Genomic DNA, 18,067 nt, shown 5'->3' on the forward strand with positions numbered 1-18,067 from the left:
TTACTTGTGACGTAATTGCTGAATTACGCGTAACTGAGCAACTGCTTCTGCCAGTCGCGTAGCCGCTTGTTGATAATCAAACTCAACAGCTGACGAATTCGCCATATGTTCTTCAGCTTCACGTTTAGCTTTTTGTACAGAATCTTCATCTAAATCTTCACCACGAACCGCAGTATCTGCAAGAATCGTGATGTGATTTGGTTGAACTTCTAATGTACCGCCAGCAACATATATCACATCTTCGTGACCAAATTGCTTAACTAAACGTACCATACCAGGTTTAAGGGCAGTTAGTAATGGAGCATGGCCTAGGTTTACACCCAGCTCGCCTTCACTACCAGATACTTGAATCGATTCAACAAGACCAGAGAACAAACTCTGCTCAGCGCTTACTACGTCAAGATGTACAGTCATAGCTGTCATACTACCCTCCTAGTTACATGCCTTTGGCTTTTTCTTGAGCTTCTTCGATAGAGCCAACCATGTAGAACGCTTGCTCTGGCATATCATCAAATTCACCGTTTAAGATGCCTTTAAAGCCAGCAATTGTATCTTTTAGTGATACGTATTTACCAGACGCGCCTGTAAACACCTCTGCCACGAAGAATGGCTGAGATAGGAAACGTTGGATTTTACGTGCACGAGATACAAGTTGCTTATCTTCGTCAGAAAGCTCGTCCATACCTAGGATTGCAATGATGTCTTTAAGTTCTTTGTAACGCTGAAGAACTGTTTGAACGCCACGTGCTGTATCGTAGTGCTCTTGACCAATTACTTGTGGGTCAAGTTGACGTGAAGATGAATCAAGTGGATCTACCGCTGGGTAAATACCAAGTGATGCGATATCACGTGAAAGTACTACAGTTGCATCTAAGTGAGCAAAAGTCGTAGCTGGAGATGGATCTGTTAAATCATCCGCAGGTACGTATACCGCTTGGATTGATGTAATTGAACCCGTCTTAGTTGAAGCAATACGCTCTTGAAGCACACCCATTTCTTCAGCAAGTGTAGGCTGGTAACCTACCGCTGATGGCATACGACCAAGTAGTGCAGATACTTCTGTACCAGCAAGAGTGTAACGGTAGATGTTATCTACGAAGAAAAGTACATCGCGACCTTCGTCACGGAACTTTTCGGCCATAGTAAGACCTGTTAACGCTACGCGTAAACGGTTACCTGGAGGCTCGTTCATCTGGCCGTATACAAGCGATACTTTATCAAGTACGTTTGAATCGTTCATCTCATGGTAGAAATCGTTACCCTCACGTGTACGCTCACCAACACCTGCGAATACTGAGTAGCCGCTGTGCTCGATTGCGATGTTACGGATAAGTTCCATCATGTTTACAGTTTTACCAACACCGGCACCACCGAATAAACCAACTTTACCACCTTTAGCAAACGGACATACAAGGTCGATAACCTTAATACCAGTTTCTAAAAGTTCAACTGAACTTGATTGCTCTTCGTATGAAGGCGCTGCACGGTGAATAGACATACGGTCTTCTTCGCCGATTGGACCCGCTTCATCAATTGGCTCACCAAGTACGTTCATGATACGACCAAGCGTTGCTTTACCAACTGGAACTTGAATCGATTCACCTGTATTCATAACTAAAGCACTACGACGTAAACCATCAGTAGTACCCATAGCGATAGTACGCACTACACCGCCACCTAGCTGCTGTTGAACTTCTAGAGTCAAACCAGCTAAATCGCCATCTGTTACTCTTAGTGCGTGGTATACCGCTGGCACGCTATCTTGTGGAAATTCAATATCCACAACGGCGCCGATAATTTGGACGACCTTACCTAAACTCATGTCTATTCCTCTCGTTAATCTTTACCTGAAGCATTAAACTGCTGCTGAGCCAGAACAAATCTCACTAATTTCTTGTGTGATTGCTGCTTGGCGAGCCTTGTTATAAACAAGCTGTAGCTCGTCCATAAGGTCACCTGCGTTATCAGTTGCAGCTTTCATTGCAACCATACGAGCAGCCTGTTCTGAGGCAGCATTTTCTACCACACCTTGGTATGCTTGAGACTCAATAAAGCGTACTAACAAAGACTCTAAAATAGCCTCTGGGTTTGGCTCGTATAAGTAATCCCATGTGTGAGCAGATACTTCTTCTTCAGCTTTTGGCAAAGGGAGTAACTGATCTATAATTGGCTCTTGCTTCATGGTATTAACGAATTTGTTATATACCAAGAATAAACGGTCTATTTTGCCTTCAGAAAATGCATCAAGCATAACTTTTACAGGACCAATAACGTCTTGTACTGAAGGTTTATCTCCTAGGCCCGCTTTTTTAGCGAGTAGTTGACCACCAAAACGTTGAAAGAAGCCAGCTGCCTTACTACCTAAAGTAGCAAATTCAGCATCAACACCTTTCTCTTTCCACGCTTTAACATCAAGTGCAACTTTCTTAAACTCGTTTGAGTTTAGACCGCCACACAGACCACGGTCTGTAGAGATAACAATATAACCAACTCGTTTTACTTCACGATCTTTTAAGAACGGGTGAGTAAAATCAAGATTTGCTTGAGCAACACGACCAATTACTTCACGTAATTTATTAGCGTATGGACGGCTTGAAGCAACGCGTTCTTGCGCCCTTTTCATTTTAGACGCAGCAACCATTTCCATTGCGCTAGTGATCTTTTGAGTGTTTTTAATACTCCCGATCTTGCTTTTAATCTCTTTTCCGCTGGCCATGACTCTCTCTCCGAATCAAGGTGTGCTTTAGTTTCCTAAAGCGCACCATTAATAACTAAATTACCAAGTTTGCGTAGACTTGAACTTCGTAAGAAGTTCTTTAAGCTGCGCTTCGATCTCGGCATTCAAGTTACCAGTTTCATTGATTTGAGCCACAAGCTCTGCGTATGTGCTAGTTGCATAAGAAAGTAAAGCTGCTTCAAAGTCACCGATTTTCGCGATTTCGATGTCTTGAAGGAAGCCTTTTTCAGCGGCAAATAACGACAAAGACATTTCAGCAACAGACATTGGCGCGTACTGTTTCTGCTTCATTAGCTCTGTTACACGCTCACCATGCTCAAGTTGAGCACGAGTAGCATCATCAAGGTCAGACGCGAACTGCGAGAACGCAGCTAATTCACGGTACTGAGCTAGGGCTAGACGGATACCGCCACCTAGTTTCTTAACGATTTTAGTTTGTGCAGCACCACCAACACGCGATACCGAGATACCAGCATTTACTGCCGGACGGATACCTGAGTTGAATAAGTCAGTTTCTAAGAAGATCTGACCATCGGTGATAGAGATAACGTTAGTCGGTACGAACGCAGAAACGTCGCCGCCTTGAGTTTCAATGATTGGCAATGCCGTCAATGAACCAGTTTTACCTTTCACTTCACCATTAGTGAACTTTTCAACGTAATCTGCGTTTACACGCGATGCACGCTCTAAAAGACGAGAGTGAAGGTAGAATACGTCACCTGGGTATGCTTCACGGCCTGGTGGACGCTTAAGTAGTAATGAAATTTGACGGTAAGCAACTGCTTGCTTAGACAAATCATCATATACGATTAATGCGTTTTCACCACGGTCACGGAAGTATTCACCCATAGTACAGCCCGCGAACGGTGCTAAGTACTGAAGTGCCGCAGATTCAGAAGCAGATGCAACAACTACGATAGTATTTGCTAGTGCACCATGCTCTTCTAATTTACGAACTACGTTTGCAATAGTAGATGCTTTTTGACCAATCGCAACGTACACACACTTAACGCCTGTGTCTTTTTGATTGATGATTGCATCGATTGCTAGTGCAGTTTTACCTGTTTGACGGTCACCGATGATAAGTTCACGTTGACCACGACCAACTGGAATCATCGCATCGATAGATTTATAACCAGTTTGAACTGGCTCATCTACTGACTTACGCTCGATTACACCTGGTGCAATTTTTTCTACAGGTTCAAACCCGTCGTTATCTAAAGCGCCTTTACCATCGATTGGAGCACCTAGTGTGTTTACAACACGACCAAGTAGACCAGGACCAACAGGAACTTCTAAAATACGACCAGTTGTATATACTTTTACGCCTTCAGTAAGGTCAGCGTACGGACCCATTACTACTGCACCAATTGAGTCGCGCTCAAGGTTTAGTGCGATAGCATAACGGCTGCCAGGAAGCTCAATCATTTCACCTTGCATACAGTCAGCAAGACCGTGGATGCGGATGATACCGTCAGTAACAGATACAATAGTACCTTCGTTACGAGCTTCACTTACAACTTCGAACTTCTCAATACGTTGTTTGATCAGATCTGAAATTTCAGTGGAATTAAGTTGCATGCTCTTTTTCCCAATTACGATTGTAGTGTTGTAGCTAAGCGGCTTAATTTACCGCGAATAGTACCGTCGATTACAGTGTCGCCAGACCTAATAATAAGCCCACCAACCACTGACGCGTCTTCACTACAATTCAGCTTAACTTTGCGTGCGAAACGTTTTTCAAGTGCCGCTACCAATGACTCTTGTTGCGCAGCAACAAGAGGAGTTGCAGAAATCACATCTACTTCGATTTCTTTATCGTATTGTGCTTTAAATTCAGCAAATAACTGTGCAACTTCAGGTAGAGCTGTCAAACGTCCATTTTCAGCCATCACCTTAACTAGGTTCTGACCTTGTTCGTTGAGCTGCTCAGCACAAAGTTGAATAAATAATTCAGCTTGTGCAGTAGCTGTAGGCATACCTGCTAAAGCGGATGATGCTTGTTCATTGCTGGCTACGTGGCCTGCAAAGAACAACATATCATTCCAGCTTTCTAGAGTGCCTTTCTCAACGGCAAGTTCAAAAGCCGCTTTAGCGTATGGGCGAGCGATAGTAGTCAAATTAGACATGCTCATACCCTCCTAATTACAGCTCAGCGACAAGTTTTTCAACGATGTCACTATGTGCGGCTTGATTAATTTCACGCTCTAAAATACGTTCTGCACCAATCACTGCCAGTGTTGCTACTTGCTTACGTAGCTCTTCTGTTATGCGATTACGTTCAGACTCAACTTCAGAGTGCCCTTGAGCAATGATACTTTCACGCTCTTGCTGACCACGAAGTGTTTCTTCGTCAACAATTAGCACTGCACGCTTTTTAGCTTGATCAATGATATCAGCCGCTTGAGCTTTTGCATCTTTAAGCTGTTCAGCAGCTTTCTTTTGCGCAAGTTCTAAGTCTTTTTCGGCTCTATCAGAGGCAGCTAAACCATCTTCGATTTTTTTCTGGCGAGCTTCAATTGCACCGTTTAGTGGTGGCCATACGTATTTCATACAAAATAATACGAACACCGTAAACGCAATCAATTCACCGATAAGAGTGGCGTTTAAATTCACAACCGCTCCTCCTTAAATAGTAAGCTGTTCAAAAAATAAAATTAAAGTACGAACAACAATACCATAGCGATACCAACACCAATCATTGCTACAGCATCGATTAGACCAGCAAGAATAAACATCTTAACTTGTAGCGATGGTGCAAGCTCAGGTTGACGCGCACATGCTTCAAGGAATTTACCGCCCATGTTACCAAAACCGATTGCTGTGCCGATTGCACCAAAGCCGATTAGTAAAGCTACTGCGATATACTTAAGACCTAATACTAGTTCCATTTTTTTCTCCAAAGTTTCAATTGTAAATTAAAGTTAAATATTAAAGGTTATAAAAATTAGTGATTATCTGAGCTTGCCATACTTAGGTATACGATTGTTAGCATCATAAATACGAATGCTTGCAATACAATTACTAAGATGTGGAATACAGCCCAAACAAAATGCAATGGTAATTGCATAAATCCGATAGCGCCGATCAAGATGAAAATCAATTCACCTGCATATAAGTTACCAAACAAACGTAGCGCTAATGAAAACGGTTTAGAAACCAGCGCAATCAGTTCAAGTAATAAGTTAAACGGGATTAAAAGGATTTGTAGTGCAGTATTATTTGAACTAAACGGGTGAAGTGTTAGTTCTTTAATAAAACCACCGATGCCTTTTATTTTAATTGAGTAGCCTATCATTAAAATAAATACGCCAAGCGCTAGCGCCGCAGTCATATTAATGTCAGTCGTTGGTACAATTTTCATGTACACATCGTGTGAATCCATACCAAACGCAGTTTCACCAACAAAACCAGCTAATGCAGGTAAAAAGTCAACCGGTATTAAATCCATTAAGTTCATTAAAAATATCCAAACGAATATTGTTAATGCTAATGGTGCAATAAGCTTGCTTTTACCATGGAAAGTATCACGTACGTTGTCACCAACAAACTCTACTACCATTTCAATGAAACATTGAAATTTTCCAGGTACACCTAGTGTTGATTTTTTAGCGGCACTACGAAAGATCCATAAAAATATAAGACCTAAACCGATAGACCATGCGAGGGTATCTATATGCCATGTCCAGAATCCACTGTCCGTACATGCTTTATTGAAGGCGAGACCTGTATCGGTCGAGCACATCTTAGCATTGGTCAAATGGTGCTGGATATGGCCAGATAGAGTAACTTCTTCTGCTGCCATGTTATATCCCAAAAGTTAATGTTTAAAAAAAACGGGTGCGAACAATCCAGTAAAGAGCGCCAGTATATAAGTACTAAAAAAGGGTAATAAAATTACCGGAAAATGCTTCAGTACTAGCGCAAACAATACAATTGTTAGCATAAATTTTAATCCGTTGCCGCGTTTCAACGAGGCATACGCTTGATTTGCTCGACTTGCACCCATATACCTAAATGCATAAAGTGCAAATACAAAGTGCGGAAGTACTGCGACAAATCCACCAGCGAGTGATGAAAGCGAAGCATTGGCTCCCGAACTAAAAAAAATAATTACAGCAGCAACTAATGCTACAACACCCTGAAGGCAAATTAACTTTAATACGGCAAGTCTATATGGACTCGCTAACTTATCAGTCACGTTTAGTTAACCTTTATTGCGTTCTAATTGTTAGGGTGTGAAAACTGGCGAAATTATACTTAATCCTGCCAGTTTTGCAACTTGAGTAGACGGTTTGTAACACGAAATAGCTACAAATGTCTCTTTTTAGACATGTAGAAAACTAATGGTGGGTATTGTCTTGATTAATGCGATTTAAAATGCCGTCAAGTTCGTCCAAATTAGTATAAGAAATAACAAGCTTACCTTTGCCTTTTTTATTGTAATTTATTTCAACTTTGGCACCTAGGTTTTCAGCAAGTTGTTGTTCTAATTGCTTAACATCTGGATCTTTTTCGGTTATTTCTTTAGCTGGCACTGGTTCTAAAATTGAGCGAACTAATTTTTCGGTTTCTCGAACTGTTAGTGCTTTAGCGACAGCTAAACGAGCAGCATCTGACTGCGCTTCGCCTTCAAGGGCTAACAGGCAACGAGCATGGCCCATTTCAATATCGCCATGCTCTAACAAAATCTTCACATCGTTATTTAAGTTATTTAAACGCAGTAAATTAGTTACAGTCGTACGTGATTTACCTACCGCATCAGCTACTTGTTGATGTGTTAATTCAAATTCTATTAGTAAACGATTAAGTGCAACCGCTTCTTCCATGGCATTTAAATCTTCACGCTGAATATTTTCTATCAGCGCAATCGCAACGGCAGCTTCATCGGGTACATCTTTAATAATACAAGGTACTGTTTCAAGCTTAGCTATTTGCGCTGCGCGCCAACGACGCTCACCGGCGATAATTTCAAAGCTATTATGTGCAATAGGGCGCACAACAATAGGTTGAATAATACCTTGTGAGCGAATAGAACTAGCAAGCTCTTCTAGCGCCTCTTCAGACATGTCTTTACGAGGTTGGTATTTACCAGAGTGTAAAAACTCTATTGGAAGTTTTTGTAATTCACTGTTATTTGGCCCAGCTGCATTTTTTACAGCTTCAGTCACGTTTGATGTGTCTTGTTCCTTGCTTGCGCTCGGTGCAGGCTTTGACGAACTTAAAAGTGCATCGAGTCCTCGGCCTAAACCTCGTTTTTTAGCAGACATGTTATTTTTTTACCTCAAAGTTAGGCGACAACGGACGCTGTTTTTTCTTTTCTGCGTAACATTTCACCAGCGAGTGCTAAATACGCTTTAGCGCCACTTGATGCCCGGTCATAATACATAGCTGGAGCACCAAAACTAGGTGCTTCGGCTAAGCGAACATTACGTGGGATCACCGTACGGTATACTTTATCGCCAAAATGTTGTTTTAATTGTTCTGATACATCATTTGCCAAACGGTTACGCGGGTCATACATAGTACGAAGTATGCCTTCAATTTGTAAACTCGGATTCACTAATCTAGCAAGCTGCGTAATCGTATCCATTAATGCGGTTAACCCTTCAAGTGCATAATACTCACACTGCATTGGTACCAAAATAGAATCAGCCGCAGCCATAGCATTAACAGTTAACATATTTAAAGAAGGCGGACAGTCTATAAAAATAAATTCGTACTGGTCCTGAATTTTTTCAAGCGCGTTACGTAAACGCACCTCACGGGCAAATAATTCCATGAGTTTAACTTCTGCAGCGGTTACATCACCGTTTGCAGCAATCATATGGTATTCGCCAGACGTTTCTTTGATGATAACGTCTTCTATAGGTTTATCTTCAATAAGTAAGTCGTAAATAGTTGGCACATCGCCGTACTTATCTACGCCACTCCCCATAGTCGCATTACCTTGCGGATCGAGATCAATTAACAGCACTTTACGTTTCGTTGCAGCCATAGATGCAGCGAGATTAACAGCGGTTGTAGTTTTACCCACTCCACCTTTTTGATTTGCTAATGCGATGACTTTTGCCACAGTGTCTCTGATCCCTAGTCTTTAGAAAGAATAATTAAATGTCGTTGTGCATCTAACTTAGGCACTTCTAATGCAATTTTTTGCTCAAACTTGACGCCTGCAGGTAATGACTCTAGCTCTTCGCTAGGGAACACGCCTTTAAGTGCTATAAATTTGCCCGAATGATCAATTAAGTGCGAACACCAGTCAACCATATCTTGTAATGAAGCAAATGCGCGACTAAGTACGCCGTCTAATTTAACACTTGGTTGATATTCTTCAACTCTAGACTGCACAGGGGTTACATTATCAAGACCTAGTTCATGTTTAACATGCATTAAAAATCGCACACGTTTACCTAAACTATCTAATAGCACAAAATGTGTATTTGGTAATGCAATTGCCAACACGATACCCGGTAAGCCAGGCCCTGTACCTACATCAATATAATGATGTCCGGGTAAATGAGGCGCAACAACTAAACTGTCCATAATATGCTTAATCATCATTTCTTCAGGTAAACGTACTGAAGTTAAGTTATAAGCTTTATTCCACTTATTTAATAACTCAACGTAACGGACTAGCTGTTGCTGTTGTTTTTCTGTTAGCGCAATATCAGTTTGCGCTAACAATGTAGTTAATTGTTGCTGTAACACTATGTACCCTTATCGTTACGCAGATTTGCGTAATAAGCCTTGCTTCTTCAGATACACCAATAATAGCGAAATCGCCGCAGGGGTGATACCAGAAATACGCGATGCTTGACCAATCGTGTCAGGACGTGACTCAATAAGCTTAGCAACTACCTCATTTGATAAACCAGATACGGTTTTGTAATCAAACTCTTTTGGTAAAATTGTTTGCTCATGACGAAGCTGCTTATTGATTTCATCTTGTTGGCGCGCAATATAACCTGCGTACTTAGTATGGATCTCAACTTGCTCGAGTGCTGCTTTATTTGTGAATTCAGATCCCAATCCGTCAATAGCCATCAGATCGTTGTAACGAATTTCCGGACGGCGAAGTAATTCTTCCAAGCTTGCTTCACGCGTAAGCGGGGTTTTAAGTAATGCGTTTACTTGATCTACAACGGCATGATCTTTGTGGATCCATGTATCTTTAATGCGTTGTTTCTCTTTTTCGATTACTTCCATTTTTTCGTTAAATGCCTGCCAGCGTTCGTCATTAACTAAACCAAGCTCACGGCCTTTTTCTGTTAAACGAATATCAGCATTATCTTCACGAAGTAATAAACGATATTCAGCACGGCTGGTAAACATACGGTAGGGTTCTTTTGTACCCAGTGTTGCTAAGTCGTCGATTAATACACCAACATAAGCTTCATCACGACGTGGTGTCCAAGAATCTTTGCCTTGCACTTTTAGCGCAGCATTCATACCTGCAATTAAGCCTTGTGCACCTGCTTCTTCATAGCCGGTGGTGCCGTTAATTTGACCCGCGAAAAATAAGCCTTCAATAAATTTAGTTTCTAAAGACTGTTTTAAATCACGTGGATCAAAGTAGTCATATTCTATTGCATAGCCAGGTCGACAAATATGTGCATTTTCAAAACCAGAAATAGATTGCACAATCTCAATTTGTACATCAAACGGTAAACTAGTCGAAATACCATTTGGATATAATTCGTATGATGTTAAACCTTCAGGTTCAACAAATATTTGATGTTTATCTTTATCTGCAAAACGAACAATTTTATCTTCAATTGAAGGGCAGTAGCGTGGACCAATACCTTCAATAACACCTGAGTACATAGGTGAGCGATGTAGGTTTTTACGAATAACATCATGTGTTTTTTCGTTTGTGTAAGTGATGTAACACGGTATCTGTTGTGGGTGATCTGATTGTTTACCCATAAACGAAAACACAGGTGTTGGTGTATCACCAGGCTGTGCTTCCATTTTTGTAAAATCAACAGTACGTGCATCAATACGTGGCGGTGTACCTGTTTTTAAACGATCAACTCTAAATGGATGTTCACGTAAGCGATCAGCTAAAGCAATTGAAGGAGGATCGCCTGCACGGCCGCCTTTGTAATTTTCTAACCCTATATGGATTAAGCCACCTAAAAAAGTACCCACGGTTAAAACAACACTTGGTGCACTAAAACGCAAACCCATTTGAGTTACTACGCCAGTAACACGATCGTTTTCAACAATAAGATCATCACACGATTGTTGAAAAATTTTAAGATTATCTTGATTTTGTAATGTTGTTTGAATAGCCGCTTTGTACAAGGCGCGATCTGCTTGTGCTCGAGTTGCACGAACAGCAGGTCCTTTTGAAGAATTTAGTGTACGAAATTGGATCCCGCCTTTATCAATGGCCTGTGCCATTGCACCACCAAGCGCGTCAATTTCTTTTACCAAATGACCTTTGCCTATCCCACCAATTGCTGGGTTACAAGACATTTGACCAAGGGTATCCATATTGTGAGTCAGTAGCAGGGTATTCATCCCCATACGGGCAGCTGCTAATGCGGCTTCAGTGCCAGCATGTCCACCACCTACTACGATAACGTCAAAATTTTCGTGAAAAATCATTAATGGGATCCTACTTAAATCAAACCGGTAAACTTCAAAAGGGAGCGTATTCTACCTAGAAATTGGCAGAAGATAAATGATTAAACAGTGGGCAAGATCTAAGTATGTGATCTCTAATAATATAAAGGATCTTTTAAAGAGATCTTTTATTACTATTACTACTACGGATCGACTTTTCTGTTGATAATGTTTAGATCTTCATTAAAAACATCAAATTAGATCAGATCTAAAGGTGTTAATATGATCGGATCATCCCGCAAATAAGCTCTGATCAAAAAGGCACTTTATGCACAGGGCTGAATCAGTTAGATCTTATCCCATGGATAAGCATGCTTTAAAAAGCAGTTTATTCAATCTTTATCCACAAAATCTATTAAATTATTAGTAAATTGTGGGTAACTTTATATGTAACTTTTTACTTGATCTCTCTATTTTAAGCCTGTTTTGGTTATCCAAGAGTCTAACCATGCTAATGCGGTGTCCTCTGGTAGTGCTTCATCGAGAATATTAAGCTCTAAGCGTTCTGCTACTTTTATAGCGCCTTTTTGAGCTAATAAGGCATCTATATTACGTCCAGCCTGGTTGTAAGTGTCATAACTGGTATCACCTAAAGCGATTACTGAGTATTTTAATTGAGATAAATCATTAGCTTGAGTCACATCTTCAACAAAGCTAATAAAGTTTTCAGGGTAATCACCTGCGCCATAAGTAGATGTGCAAATTAACCAAATGGTATTTTGCTGATCTATATCGCTAAATTCAGGTTGATCATGTAGTTGTGTAGTAATACCAAGGTTATTTAGCGCGTCGCTTAGTTGCTCTGCAACATACTCGGCTGATCCCATTTGGCTGCCAACAATAAGATTTACTGAACTCATGAATATTAGTGATCACATTTGTTTTAATTGCTGACTATGATAACTGAGTGAGGGTAACAGTAAAGTTAAGAGTGCCATTTTGTATAACTATTTTTGCAGTAATTTTACACTCATTCAAAAGTGTTTCTTTAACTTGTTGATAATATAGGGTTTAACAAATTATCTTTAAATGTAATCTTCTGATCAAGTTGTTGATAACAGTGGGAAAAGCTCTGTTTAAATAGGCTTGTTAGGTTGTTTTATATCCGCTAAGTTATTGATATTTTTAATCAGTAAAAAGTTGAAATAGTAATTTATATATTAAAAGTAGATGTTGATCATAATGTGGATATAAAGCCTGTTGATAACCTCAAGTTTAGATCTAAAATAAATTTTTAAAATGATCTAATAAAGCAGATCTAATGAAATTAATTAAAAATAAGCTCATAAACGGATAAATATTAATAAATAGTGAGGTTTTTTCAGCTTATTTACCTGTTTTTGGTATTTGTTTGAGCTGAAAATTAGGTATTGTGGATAAGTGATCTCGGTATTTTTAATTTTATGCGAATTTAGAGCTGCTATTTTTTTTAATTTTGCTGGTTGAGTTAGCAGATCAAAACTTTTTAATACTTAACAGTTGAGTTATTTTATTTAAAAATCACAATGATTATCAAATTATATGTTATCAAAAGTAAGTTTTTTAGAGTAATAATCAGTGTTTTTAGCTCTTTAATTGAGCAAAAAGCATCATTCTTTGCGTGTATGAGGTGTGTTTTAGTGCATTTTTGTGGGCTAAAGTAAGTATAAGAAAGCCATTTATAACTAATTTTTGTATGAAGTATAACGCTTTAAAAGTGTGTTATTGTTTGAAAAATGTATCGGTTTTGTATTAATAATAGGGGTAATTTACGCTATTAATGCCGCTAAAGAGTATATTCCACATTGTTTAATCTACGTAATCAGACCTCTCTTAGCACGTAACAAAGGTAGCTTTGAATATGATTTATCGACTGTAACTCTCAGGTATTAGACGTATAAATAGCATATTTTAAAGCCTAATTTTTTATATGAAAAAGAGCACCTGAGTGCTCTTTATTATAAGAATATGCTTGTAATAAGGTGTTTATTTACCAATACAAAACGAGCTAAATATCTTTCCTAGTAAATCGTCAGAGGTAAATTCACCGGTTATTTCATTCAAATATTGCTGTGTTAAACGTAATTCTTCAGCCAGTATTTCACCGGCAATGTGCATTTCTAATTGTGTTTTACCGGTATCTAAATGATGGGCCGCACTTTCCAGTGCATCCAAATGACGACGACGTGCCATAAACCCGCCCTCTGTAGCTCCTTGAAAGCCTATACAGGCTTTTAAATGCTCGCGAACAAGTTCAATACCGTCAGCATTTTTGGCACTTAAGCTGATGACCGGGTATTGTTGCTCTTGCTCCATTCCTACTATATCACCCGATAAATCGGCCTTGTTTCTGATGACTGTCACGCCCATACCTTCTGGTAATTTTGCCATAAACTCAGGCCAAATTTTGTGTGGGTCGGTATCTGTAGTATCGGTGCCATCAAGCATAAATAAAACGCGATCGGCTTGGTTTATTTCATCCCATGCACGCTCAATGCCTATTTGTTCTACGCGGTCTGGGCTTTCGCGCAGGCCTGCGGTATCTATAATATGCAGTGGCATACCATCTATATGTATATGCTCTCTTAGTACGTCGCGAGTGGTACCGGCTATTTCTGTTACTATTGCGGCTTCACGACCAGCTAGAGCGTTGAGTAGGCTTGATTTACCCGCATTTGGGCGACCAGCAATAACAACACGCATACCTTCGCGCATTATGCTGCCTTGCTTGGCTTGATTAGTTACAGTATTAAGCTGGGTAATAATGGCGTCTAAGTCGCCTGACACTTTACCGTCTGATAAAAAATCAATTTCTTCATCAGGAAAGTCTATTGCCGCTTCTACATACATACGTAAGTGAATTACTTTTTCTACGAGTGTTTCTATGTGCTTAGAAAATTCACCTTGCAGCGACTGTAGGGCGCTTTTAGCGGCTTGTTCGCTGGTGGCATTAATTAAGTCGGCGATGGCTTCTGCTTGTGTTAAATCAAGCTTGTCGTTCATAAATGCACGCTCAGAAAACTCACCTGGTTTTGCTAAACGAACGCCCTCGATTTTACTAATTTCTTTAAGTAACATATCCAGTACTACAGGGCCGCCGTGGCCTTGTAGCTCAAGCACATCTTCGCCTGTAAATGAGTTAGGGCCTGCAAAGTAAATGGCAATACCTTGATCAAGTTGTTCGCCAGCTAGGCTTTTAAATGGCACGTAATCGGCGTAGCGAACTTTAGGAATTTTACCTACCACTTTTTCGGCAACGCTTTTAGCAAGGCTGCCTGAAACGCGAATTATACCAACGCCACCACGTCCGGGAGCGGTTGCTTGTGCTGCAATTGTATCTTGATTGATCATGCTATTAATTTGCCAACGATGAGTAACTTTATGGCGGTATTGTAACCTATGAAATAAACACTCGCGAATACTCTGGTGAAAAACAGGCAATAAAAAAGGCGACCTAAGTCGCCTTTATATAAGTAATATACCCAAGCCATCTCAAGATGCGAGTTTCAGTTGGAGTTAAAAGCTATTTAGGCAAGGCATTGATTGAGAATAATAGTGGTTCTATTGTTAAAATCAATAACGCAGTATAAATCGCTTTTAAACCAACCCTTTGGGCGTTTCACAGGTACTTAATTTCATCGTTGTTACTTTTTAAAAGGGACTGCCATTCTTGCAAAGTAACGCCTTGATCTTAAGCCCCTGTGAAACGCTGAATTTTGCATCTTGATGTGGCTTGGGTATAGGCGCTAGCCTCTTACTTTAATTCCTTTCTTTTCCATGCCACGGTAGATGATTAACATCTGGACAATAGAAATAAGGTTAGACACTAACCAGTAAAGAACTAAACCCGATGGGAACCATAAGAAAAATACAGAGAAGATAACCGGCATAAAGGTCATCATTTTTTGCTGCATTGGATCAGTAACCGTCATAGGTTGTAGCTTTTGCGTCACAAACATACTCGCACCAAATAATATAGGTAATACGTAGTATGGGTCTTTCGCAGAAAGGTCAGTTAACCAAAAAATGAATTCAGCGTGGCGAAGTTCAGTTGACTCTAAGAATACGTAGAACAAGGCTAAGAAAATTGGCATTTGTAGCAAAATAGGGAAACAGCCACCCATTGGGTTAACTTTTTCTTTTTTGTACATTTCCATAGTTGCTTGGCCGAACTTTTGACGGTCGTCACCAAATTTTTCTTTAAGAGCTGCCATTTTAGGCTGTAGGGCACGCATTTTTGCCATTGAAGTGTATTGCGCTTTAGTAAGTGGGTACATTAACGATTTAACGATAATAGTGATGGCAATAATTGCTACACCCCAGTTACCTAAAATGCTATGTAGCCATTTTAGCAATACAAATAAAGGTTGCGAAATAAACCATAACCAACCGTAATCTACAGTTAAGTCTAGGTCTGGGTGAATCGCTTCAAGAATATCCGATTCTTTCGGGCCCATGTAATAAATAGCAGTTAGTGTTTGCTCACTACCAGCTTGAATATTAACAGCTTCATCTTTAGCACCAATAATAGCGGCATTACTTTTTGTAATTAAGCTATAAATTGTATTTGATTGATCCTGCATTGGAACCCAAGCACTTACAAAGTAATGTTGAATAAAGGCAACATAACCACCTTGGGTGTTTTTGTTTAGGTTTTTATCAGCCATATCTGAAAAACTATACTTTTCGTATGGTTCTTCGTCAGTACCGTATGCAGCACCTAAATAGTTTTGATCAACCATGCTGCCTTTTTCTTGTACGGTACGCTTAATCTGCGTGTATAGCTGTACTTGAAGAGGTGCGCTGGTGGTGTTGTTAATTTTGTATTCTAAGCCTACGTCATACTGACCTTTTTTGAATACATACGTTTTAGTAAAACTAACACCATTACGATCTGTAAACTGAAGTGGAACGCGAAGCTCATCACCCGTTAAGGTATATGACTTTTGTTCGGTATTGTAAGTAGGGCGACCGTTAGCTGATGCGTCAGGGCCATTTAAGCCAATTAAGCCACTTTGTGAAAAGTATTGTTTGCCATCAAACTCACCAAGCAACATAAAAGGAGTGTTACTTCCTTTGGTGTCTTCGTATTGAAGAAGGTCTGCTTCAACAATGTCACCGCCTTTGGTGTCAATTTTAACTTTAAAAACGTCAGTTGTGATTTCAATAACTGAACGTTTAGCTAAAGTTGCTGAAGTAGGTAATTCTGAATCTGACGATGAAGGAATATAATCATCCGACTCTGGTGAATTTGCTTTTAGTGTTTGTGTTGTGGCACTTGGATCGACTTTAGGCTTGTTGTAATCATTGTCCCATTCTTGGAACAATAAAAACGACACTAGCATTAGGCCAATTAATAAAAACGTGCGTTGCGATTCCATAACAGCTCTTATTTCTCGTGTTGGTGGTTAATATGGGTTAATTTTTCAGGGACGGGGTCGTCTCCGCCTGAATGTAAAGGATGGCATTTTAATATGCGTTTCAAAGCTAACCAACTACCTTTTACCGATCCATGCAATTTAATTGCTTGAATAGCATAACTAGAACAGGTTGGATTAAAACGACAATGCGGACCTAACAGCGGGCTAATCCACTTTTGATAACCGCGGATAAATAACACTAAACAAAAAGTTGGTAAAGCAACAAGTGGTTTAAGTAACCTCATGATGTTTATGCCCCTACTTAAGTTTAGTGAGATAGATATCATGTATTTAAAGACTCAATTAGAAATTTTAAATGCATGATTAAAAGGTGAGCTAAAGATACATTAATTAACCCTGCAATTCTATTGCAATTAGGTTTGTTTATTAGATTTAGCTGATTTGTTTGGGCGTTTCTTAAAAGGTGGCGGTTTAGGTGCACCTGGTTTACAGCGTTCGTTAATTTTTCGCCATAATTTAGTAAGTTGTTTGGTTATTTCTTCATTAGACTGCTCATCAATACCATTTTTAACCATAAGCACAATATCAATATTATCGATGCTGTGTTGATTTAAACGAAAACTTTCGCGAGCGAGACGTTTAATACGGTTTCGTTGGCATGCCTTTTTTACACGTTTTTTAGCAACAGTAAGCCCTAACCTAGGTTTATCTTGGTTATTTGGTTTAGCTAATAGAGTAAAGAAAGGAGTTGCAGCCCGAGCGGGTTCATTAAATATGCGAGAGTAATGCGAGGGAGTTAACAGACGTAACTCCCTGCCAAAGCTAAAGTCTTCCACTTATAAATTAAGCAGAAAGAACTTTGCGGCCTTTAGCGCGGCGACGTGCTAATACTTTACGGCCATTTACAGTTGCCATGCGAGCACGGAAGCCGTGTGCACGTTTGCGTTTTAAAACGCTAGGTTGAAAAGTTCTTTTCATAACAATCTCATCCGATCGGTTAAAGTTAAAACATCCTATACAGGTCGCGATCCTGGCATAGGTGCCATTGCGAGCGCGAGATATTATAGATGAAGTGACTCAAAGTCAATCATAATTACAGCCTATACTAAGTGTTAGTTACTCTATTCATGGTGATCGAGAATTATGATCCACTAGGATCATCATAAATAAGAAGTTTTCCACAGCCCCTGTATAAAAAGTGAATAAAAGCAGGGGAAAAGTAAAATGGATCGTAAAATTGGTTCGCGATCTTAGTGTTATTTTGTTATGATCTGTCATCAGGCTTTGAAATAAAAGCTTATTTAAATCAGTCTGTTAATGTTTTTATACAGCGATA

At 39.8% G+C, this 18,067-nt stretch carries 19 protein-coding genes; all 19 read right to left on the minus strand.

Annotation, left to right across the window (positions count from 1 at the left end; translation table 11 throughout):
• Complete coding sequence (locus AOR04_RS17515; RefSeq protein WP_007377666.1) at window positions 1–423, minus strand: F0F1 ATP synthase subunit epsilon; 423 nt, start codon at window positions 421–423, stop codon at window positions 1–3.
• Between the two features lie 13 nt (window positions 424–436).
• Window positions 437–1,822 (minus strand): F0F1 ATP synthase subunit beta, encoded by a 1,386-nt coding sequence (gene atpD / locus AOR04_RS17520; protein ID WP_007377665.1) that lies wholly within the window; start codon window positions 1,820–1,822, stop codon window positions 437–439.
• Between the two features lie 33 nt (window positions 1,823–1,855).
• The gene (gene atpG / locus AOR04_RS17525; RefSeq protein ID WP_033031118.1) at window positions 1,856–2,716 is read right to left on the minus strand and encodes a F0F1 ATP synthase subunit gamma; all 861 of its coding nucleotides are present in this window, start codon (window positions 2,714–2,716) and stop codon (window positions 1,856–1,858) included.
• 60 nt (window positions 2,717–2,776) lie between these two features.
• Window positions 2,777–4,318: a F0F1 ATP synthase subunit alpha gene (atpA, locus tag AOR04_RS17530; RefSeq protein WP_004335270.1), complete on the minus strand. Its 1,542-nt coding sequence runs from the start codon at window positions 4,316–4,318 to the stop codon at window positions 2,777–2,779.
• Window positions 4,319–4,332: 14 nt separating this feature from the next.
• A complete protein-coding gene (gene atpH, locus AOR04_RS17535; protein ID WP_007377663.1) occupies window positions 4,333–4,866 on the minus strand; it encodes a F0F1 ATP synthase subunit delta in 534 nt (177 codons plus the stop codon).
• A gap of 16 nt (window positions 4,867–4,882) precedes the next feature.
• The gene (gene atpF, locus AOR04_RS17540) at window positions 4,883–5,353 is read right to left on the minus strand and encodes a F0F1 ATP synthase subunit B (RefSeq protein WP_004335264.1); all 471 of its coding nucleotides are present in this window, start codon (window positions 5,351–5,353) and stop codon (window positions 4,883–4,885) included.
• A 41-nt stretch (window positions 5,354–5,394) separates the two neighbouring features.
• Complete coding sequence (gene atpE / locus AOR04_RS17545) at window positions 5,395–5,628, minus strand: F0F1 ATP synthase subunit C (protein ID WP_004335261.1); 234 nt, start codon at window positions 5,626–5,628, stop codon at window positions 5,395–5,397.
• 56 nt (window positions 5,629–5,684) lie between these two features.
• The gene (gene atpB / locus AOR04_RS17550; RefSeq protein ID WP_024597178.1) at window positions 5,685–6,542 is read right to left on the minus strand and encodes a F0F1 ATP synthase subunit A; all 858 of its coding nucleotides are present in this window, start codon (window positions 6,540–6,542) and stop codon (window positions 5,685–5,687) included.
• A 15-nt stretch (window positions 6,543–6,557) separates the two neighbouring features.
• Window positions 6,558–6,938, minus strand: coding sequence for an ATP synthase subunit I (locus AOR04_RS17555; RefSeq protein ID WP_007377661.1), 381 nt, complete (start codon window positions 6,936–6,938; stop codon window positions 6,558–6,560).
• A 142-nt stretch (window positions 6,939–7,080) separates the two neighbouring features.
• Window positions 7,081–8,007 carry a ParB/RepB/Spo0J family partition protein gene (locus tag AOR04_RS17560; protein ID WP_007377660.1) on the minus strand — a complete coding sequence of 309 codons (927 nt, stop codon included), beginning with the start codon at window positions 8,005–8,007 and terminating at the stop codon, window positions 7,081–7,083.
• 20 nt (window positions 8,008–8,027) lie between these two features.
• On the minus strand, window positions 8,028–8,813 hold the full coding sequence (locus AOR04_RS17565) for a ParA family protein (RefSeq protein ID WP_007377659.1): 786 nt from the start codon (window positions 8,811–8,813) through the stop codon (window positions 8,028–8,030).
• A 14-nt stretch (window positions 8,814–8,827) separates the two neighbouring features.
• Entirely contained in the window at window positions 8,828–9,448 is a 621-nt protein-coding gene (rsmG, locus tag AOR04_RS17570; RefSeq protein WP_007377658.1) for a 16S rRNA (guanine(527)-N(7))-methyltransferase RsmG, read from the minus strand.
• Between the two features lie 15 nt (window positions 9,449–9,463).
• Window positions 9,464–11,353, minus strand: coding sequence for a tRNA uridine-5-carboxymethylaminomethyl(34) synthesis enzyme MnmG (gene mnmG / locus AOR04_RS17575; protein WP_096794052.1), 1,890 nt, complete (start codon window positions 11,351–11,353; stop codon window positions 9,464–9,466).
• A 428-nt stretch (window positions 11,354–11,781) separates the two neighbouring features.
• Entirely contained in the window at window positions 11,782–12,231 is a 450-nt protein-coding gene (gene mioC / locus AOR04_RS17580) for an FMN-binding protein MioC (protein WP_007377656.1), read from the minus strand.
• A gap of 1,105 nt (window positions 12,232–13,336) precedes the next feature.
• Entirely contained in the window at window positions 13,337–14,701 is a 1,365-nt protein-coding gene (gene mnmE, locus AOR04_RS17585) for a tRNA uridine-5-carboxymethylaminomethyl(34) synthesis GTPase MnmE (RefSeq protein ID WP_007377655.1), read from the minus strand.
• A 395-nt stretch (window positions 14,702–15,096) separates the two neighbouring features.
• Window positions 15,097–16,731 carry a membrane protein insertase YidC gene (gene yidC / locus AOR04_RS17590; protein ID WP_096794053.1) on the minus strand — a complete coding sequence of 545 codons (1,635 nt, stop codon included), beginning with the start codon at window positions 16,729–16,731 and terminating at the stop codon, window positions 15,097–15,099.
• An 8-nt stretch (window positions 16,732–16,739) separates the two neighbouring features.
• Complete coding sequence (gene yidD, locus AOR04_RS17595) at window positions 16,740–17,015, minus strand: membrane protein insertion efficiency factor YidD (protein ID WP_008138026.1); 276 nt, start codon at window positions 17,013–17,015, stop codon at window positions 16,740–16,742.
• A gap of 129 nt (window positions 17,016–17,144) precedes the next feature.
• Entirely contained in the window at window positions 17,145–17,567 is a 423-nt protein-coding gene (gene rnpA / locus AOR04_RS17600; protein ID WP_033031124.1) for a ribonuclease P protein component, read from the minus strand.
• A 7-nt stretch (window positions 17,568–17,574) separates the two neighbouring features.
• On the minus strand, window positions 17,575–17,709 hold the full coding sequence (gene rpmH / locus AOR04_RS17605) for a 50S ribosomal protein L34 (RefSeq protein ID WP_004335215.1): 135 nt from the start codon (window positions 17,707–17,709) through the stop codon (window positions 17,575–17,577).
• Window positions 17,710–18,067: the final 358 nt, after the last annotated feature.

This window comes from Pseudoalteromonas sp. 1_2015MBL_MicDiv, from assembly GCF_002407505.1.
Lineage (GTDB): Bacteria > Pseudomonadota > Gammaproteobacteria > Enterobacterales > Alteromonadaceae > Pseudoalteromonas > Pseudoalteromonas fuliginea.

What these genes read in the sequence shown, in the direction of transcription:
- yidC (WP_096794053.1), bottom strand. Translation starts at nt 16,731, where the DNA reads ATGGAATCGCAACGCACGTTTTTATTAATTGGCCTAATGCTAGTGTCG.
- mnmG (WP_096794052.1), bottom strand. Translation starts at nt 11,353, where the DNA reads ATGATTTTTCACGAAAATTTTGACGTTATCGTAGTAGGTGGTGGACAT.
- mnmE (WP_007377655.1), bottom strand. Translation starts at nt 14,701, where the DNA reads ATGATCAATCAAGATACAATTGCAGCACAAGCAACCGCTCCCGGACGT.
- atpE (WP_004335261.1), bottom strand. Translation starts at nt 5,628, where the DNA reads ATGGAACTAGTATTAGGTCTTAAGTATATCGCAGTAGCTTTACTAATC.
- mioC (WP_007377656.1), bottom strand. Translation starts at nt 12,231, where the DNA reads ATGAGTTCAGTAAATCTTATTGTTGGCAGCCAAATGGGATCAGCCGAG.
- AOR04_RS17515 (WP_007377666.1), bottom strand. Translation starts at nt 423, where the DNA reads ATGACAGCTATGACTGTACATCTTGACGTAGTAAGCGCTGAGCAGAGT.
- rpmH (WP_004335215.1), bottom strand. Translation starts at nt 17,709, where the DNA reads ATGAAAAGAACTTTTCAACCTAGCGTTTTAAAACGCAAACGTGCACAC.
- AOR04_RS17560 (WP_007377660.1), bottom strand. Translation starts at nt 8,007, where the DNA reads ATGTCTGCTAAAAAACGAGGTTTAGGCCGAGGACTCGATGCACTTTTA.
- atpG (WP_033031118.1), bottom strand. Translation starts at nt 2,716, where the DNA reads ATGGCCAGCGGAAAAGAGATTAAAAGCAAGATCGGGAGTATTAAAAAC.
- atpA (WP_004335270.1), bottom strand. Translation starts at nt 4,318, where the DNA reads ATGCAACTTAATTCCACTGAAATTTCAGATCTGATCAAACAACGTATT.
- atpD (WP_007377665.1), bottom strand. Translation starts at nt 1,822, where the DNA reads ATGAGTTTAGGTAAGGTCGTCCAAATTATCGGCGCCGTTGTGGATATT.
- atpH (WP_007377663.1), bottom strand. Translation starts at nt 4,866, where the DNA reads ATGTCTAATTTGACTACTATCGCTCGCCCATACGCTAAAGCGGCTTTT.
- atpB (WP_024597178.1), bottom strand. Translation starts at nt 6,542, where the DNA reads ATGGCAGCAGAAGAAGTTACTCTATCTGGCCATATCCAGCACCATTTG.
- yidD (WP_008138026.1), bottom strand. Translation starts at nt 17,015, where the DNA reads ATGAGGTTACTTAAACCACTTGTTGCTTTACCAACTTTTTGTTTAGTG.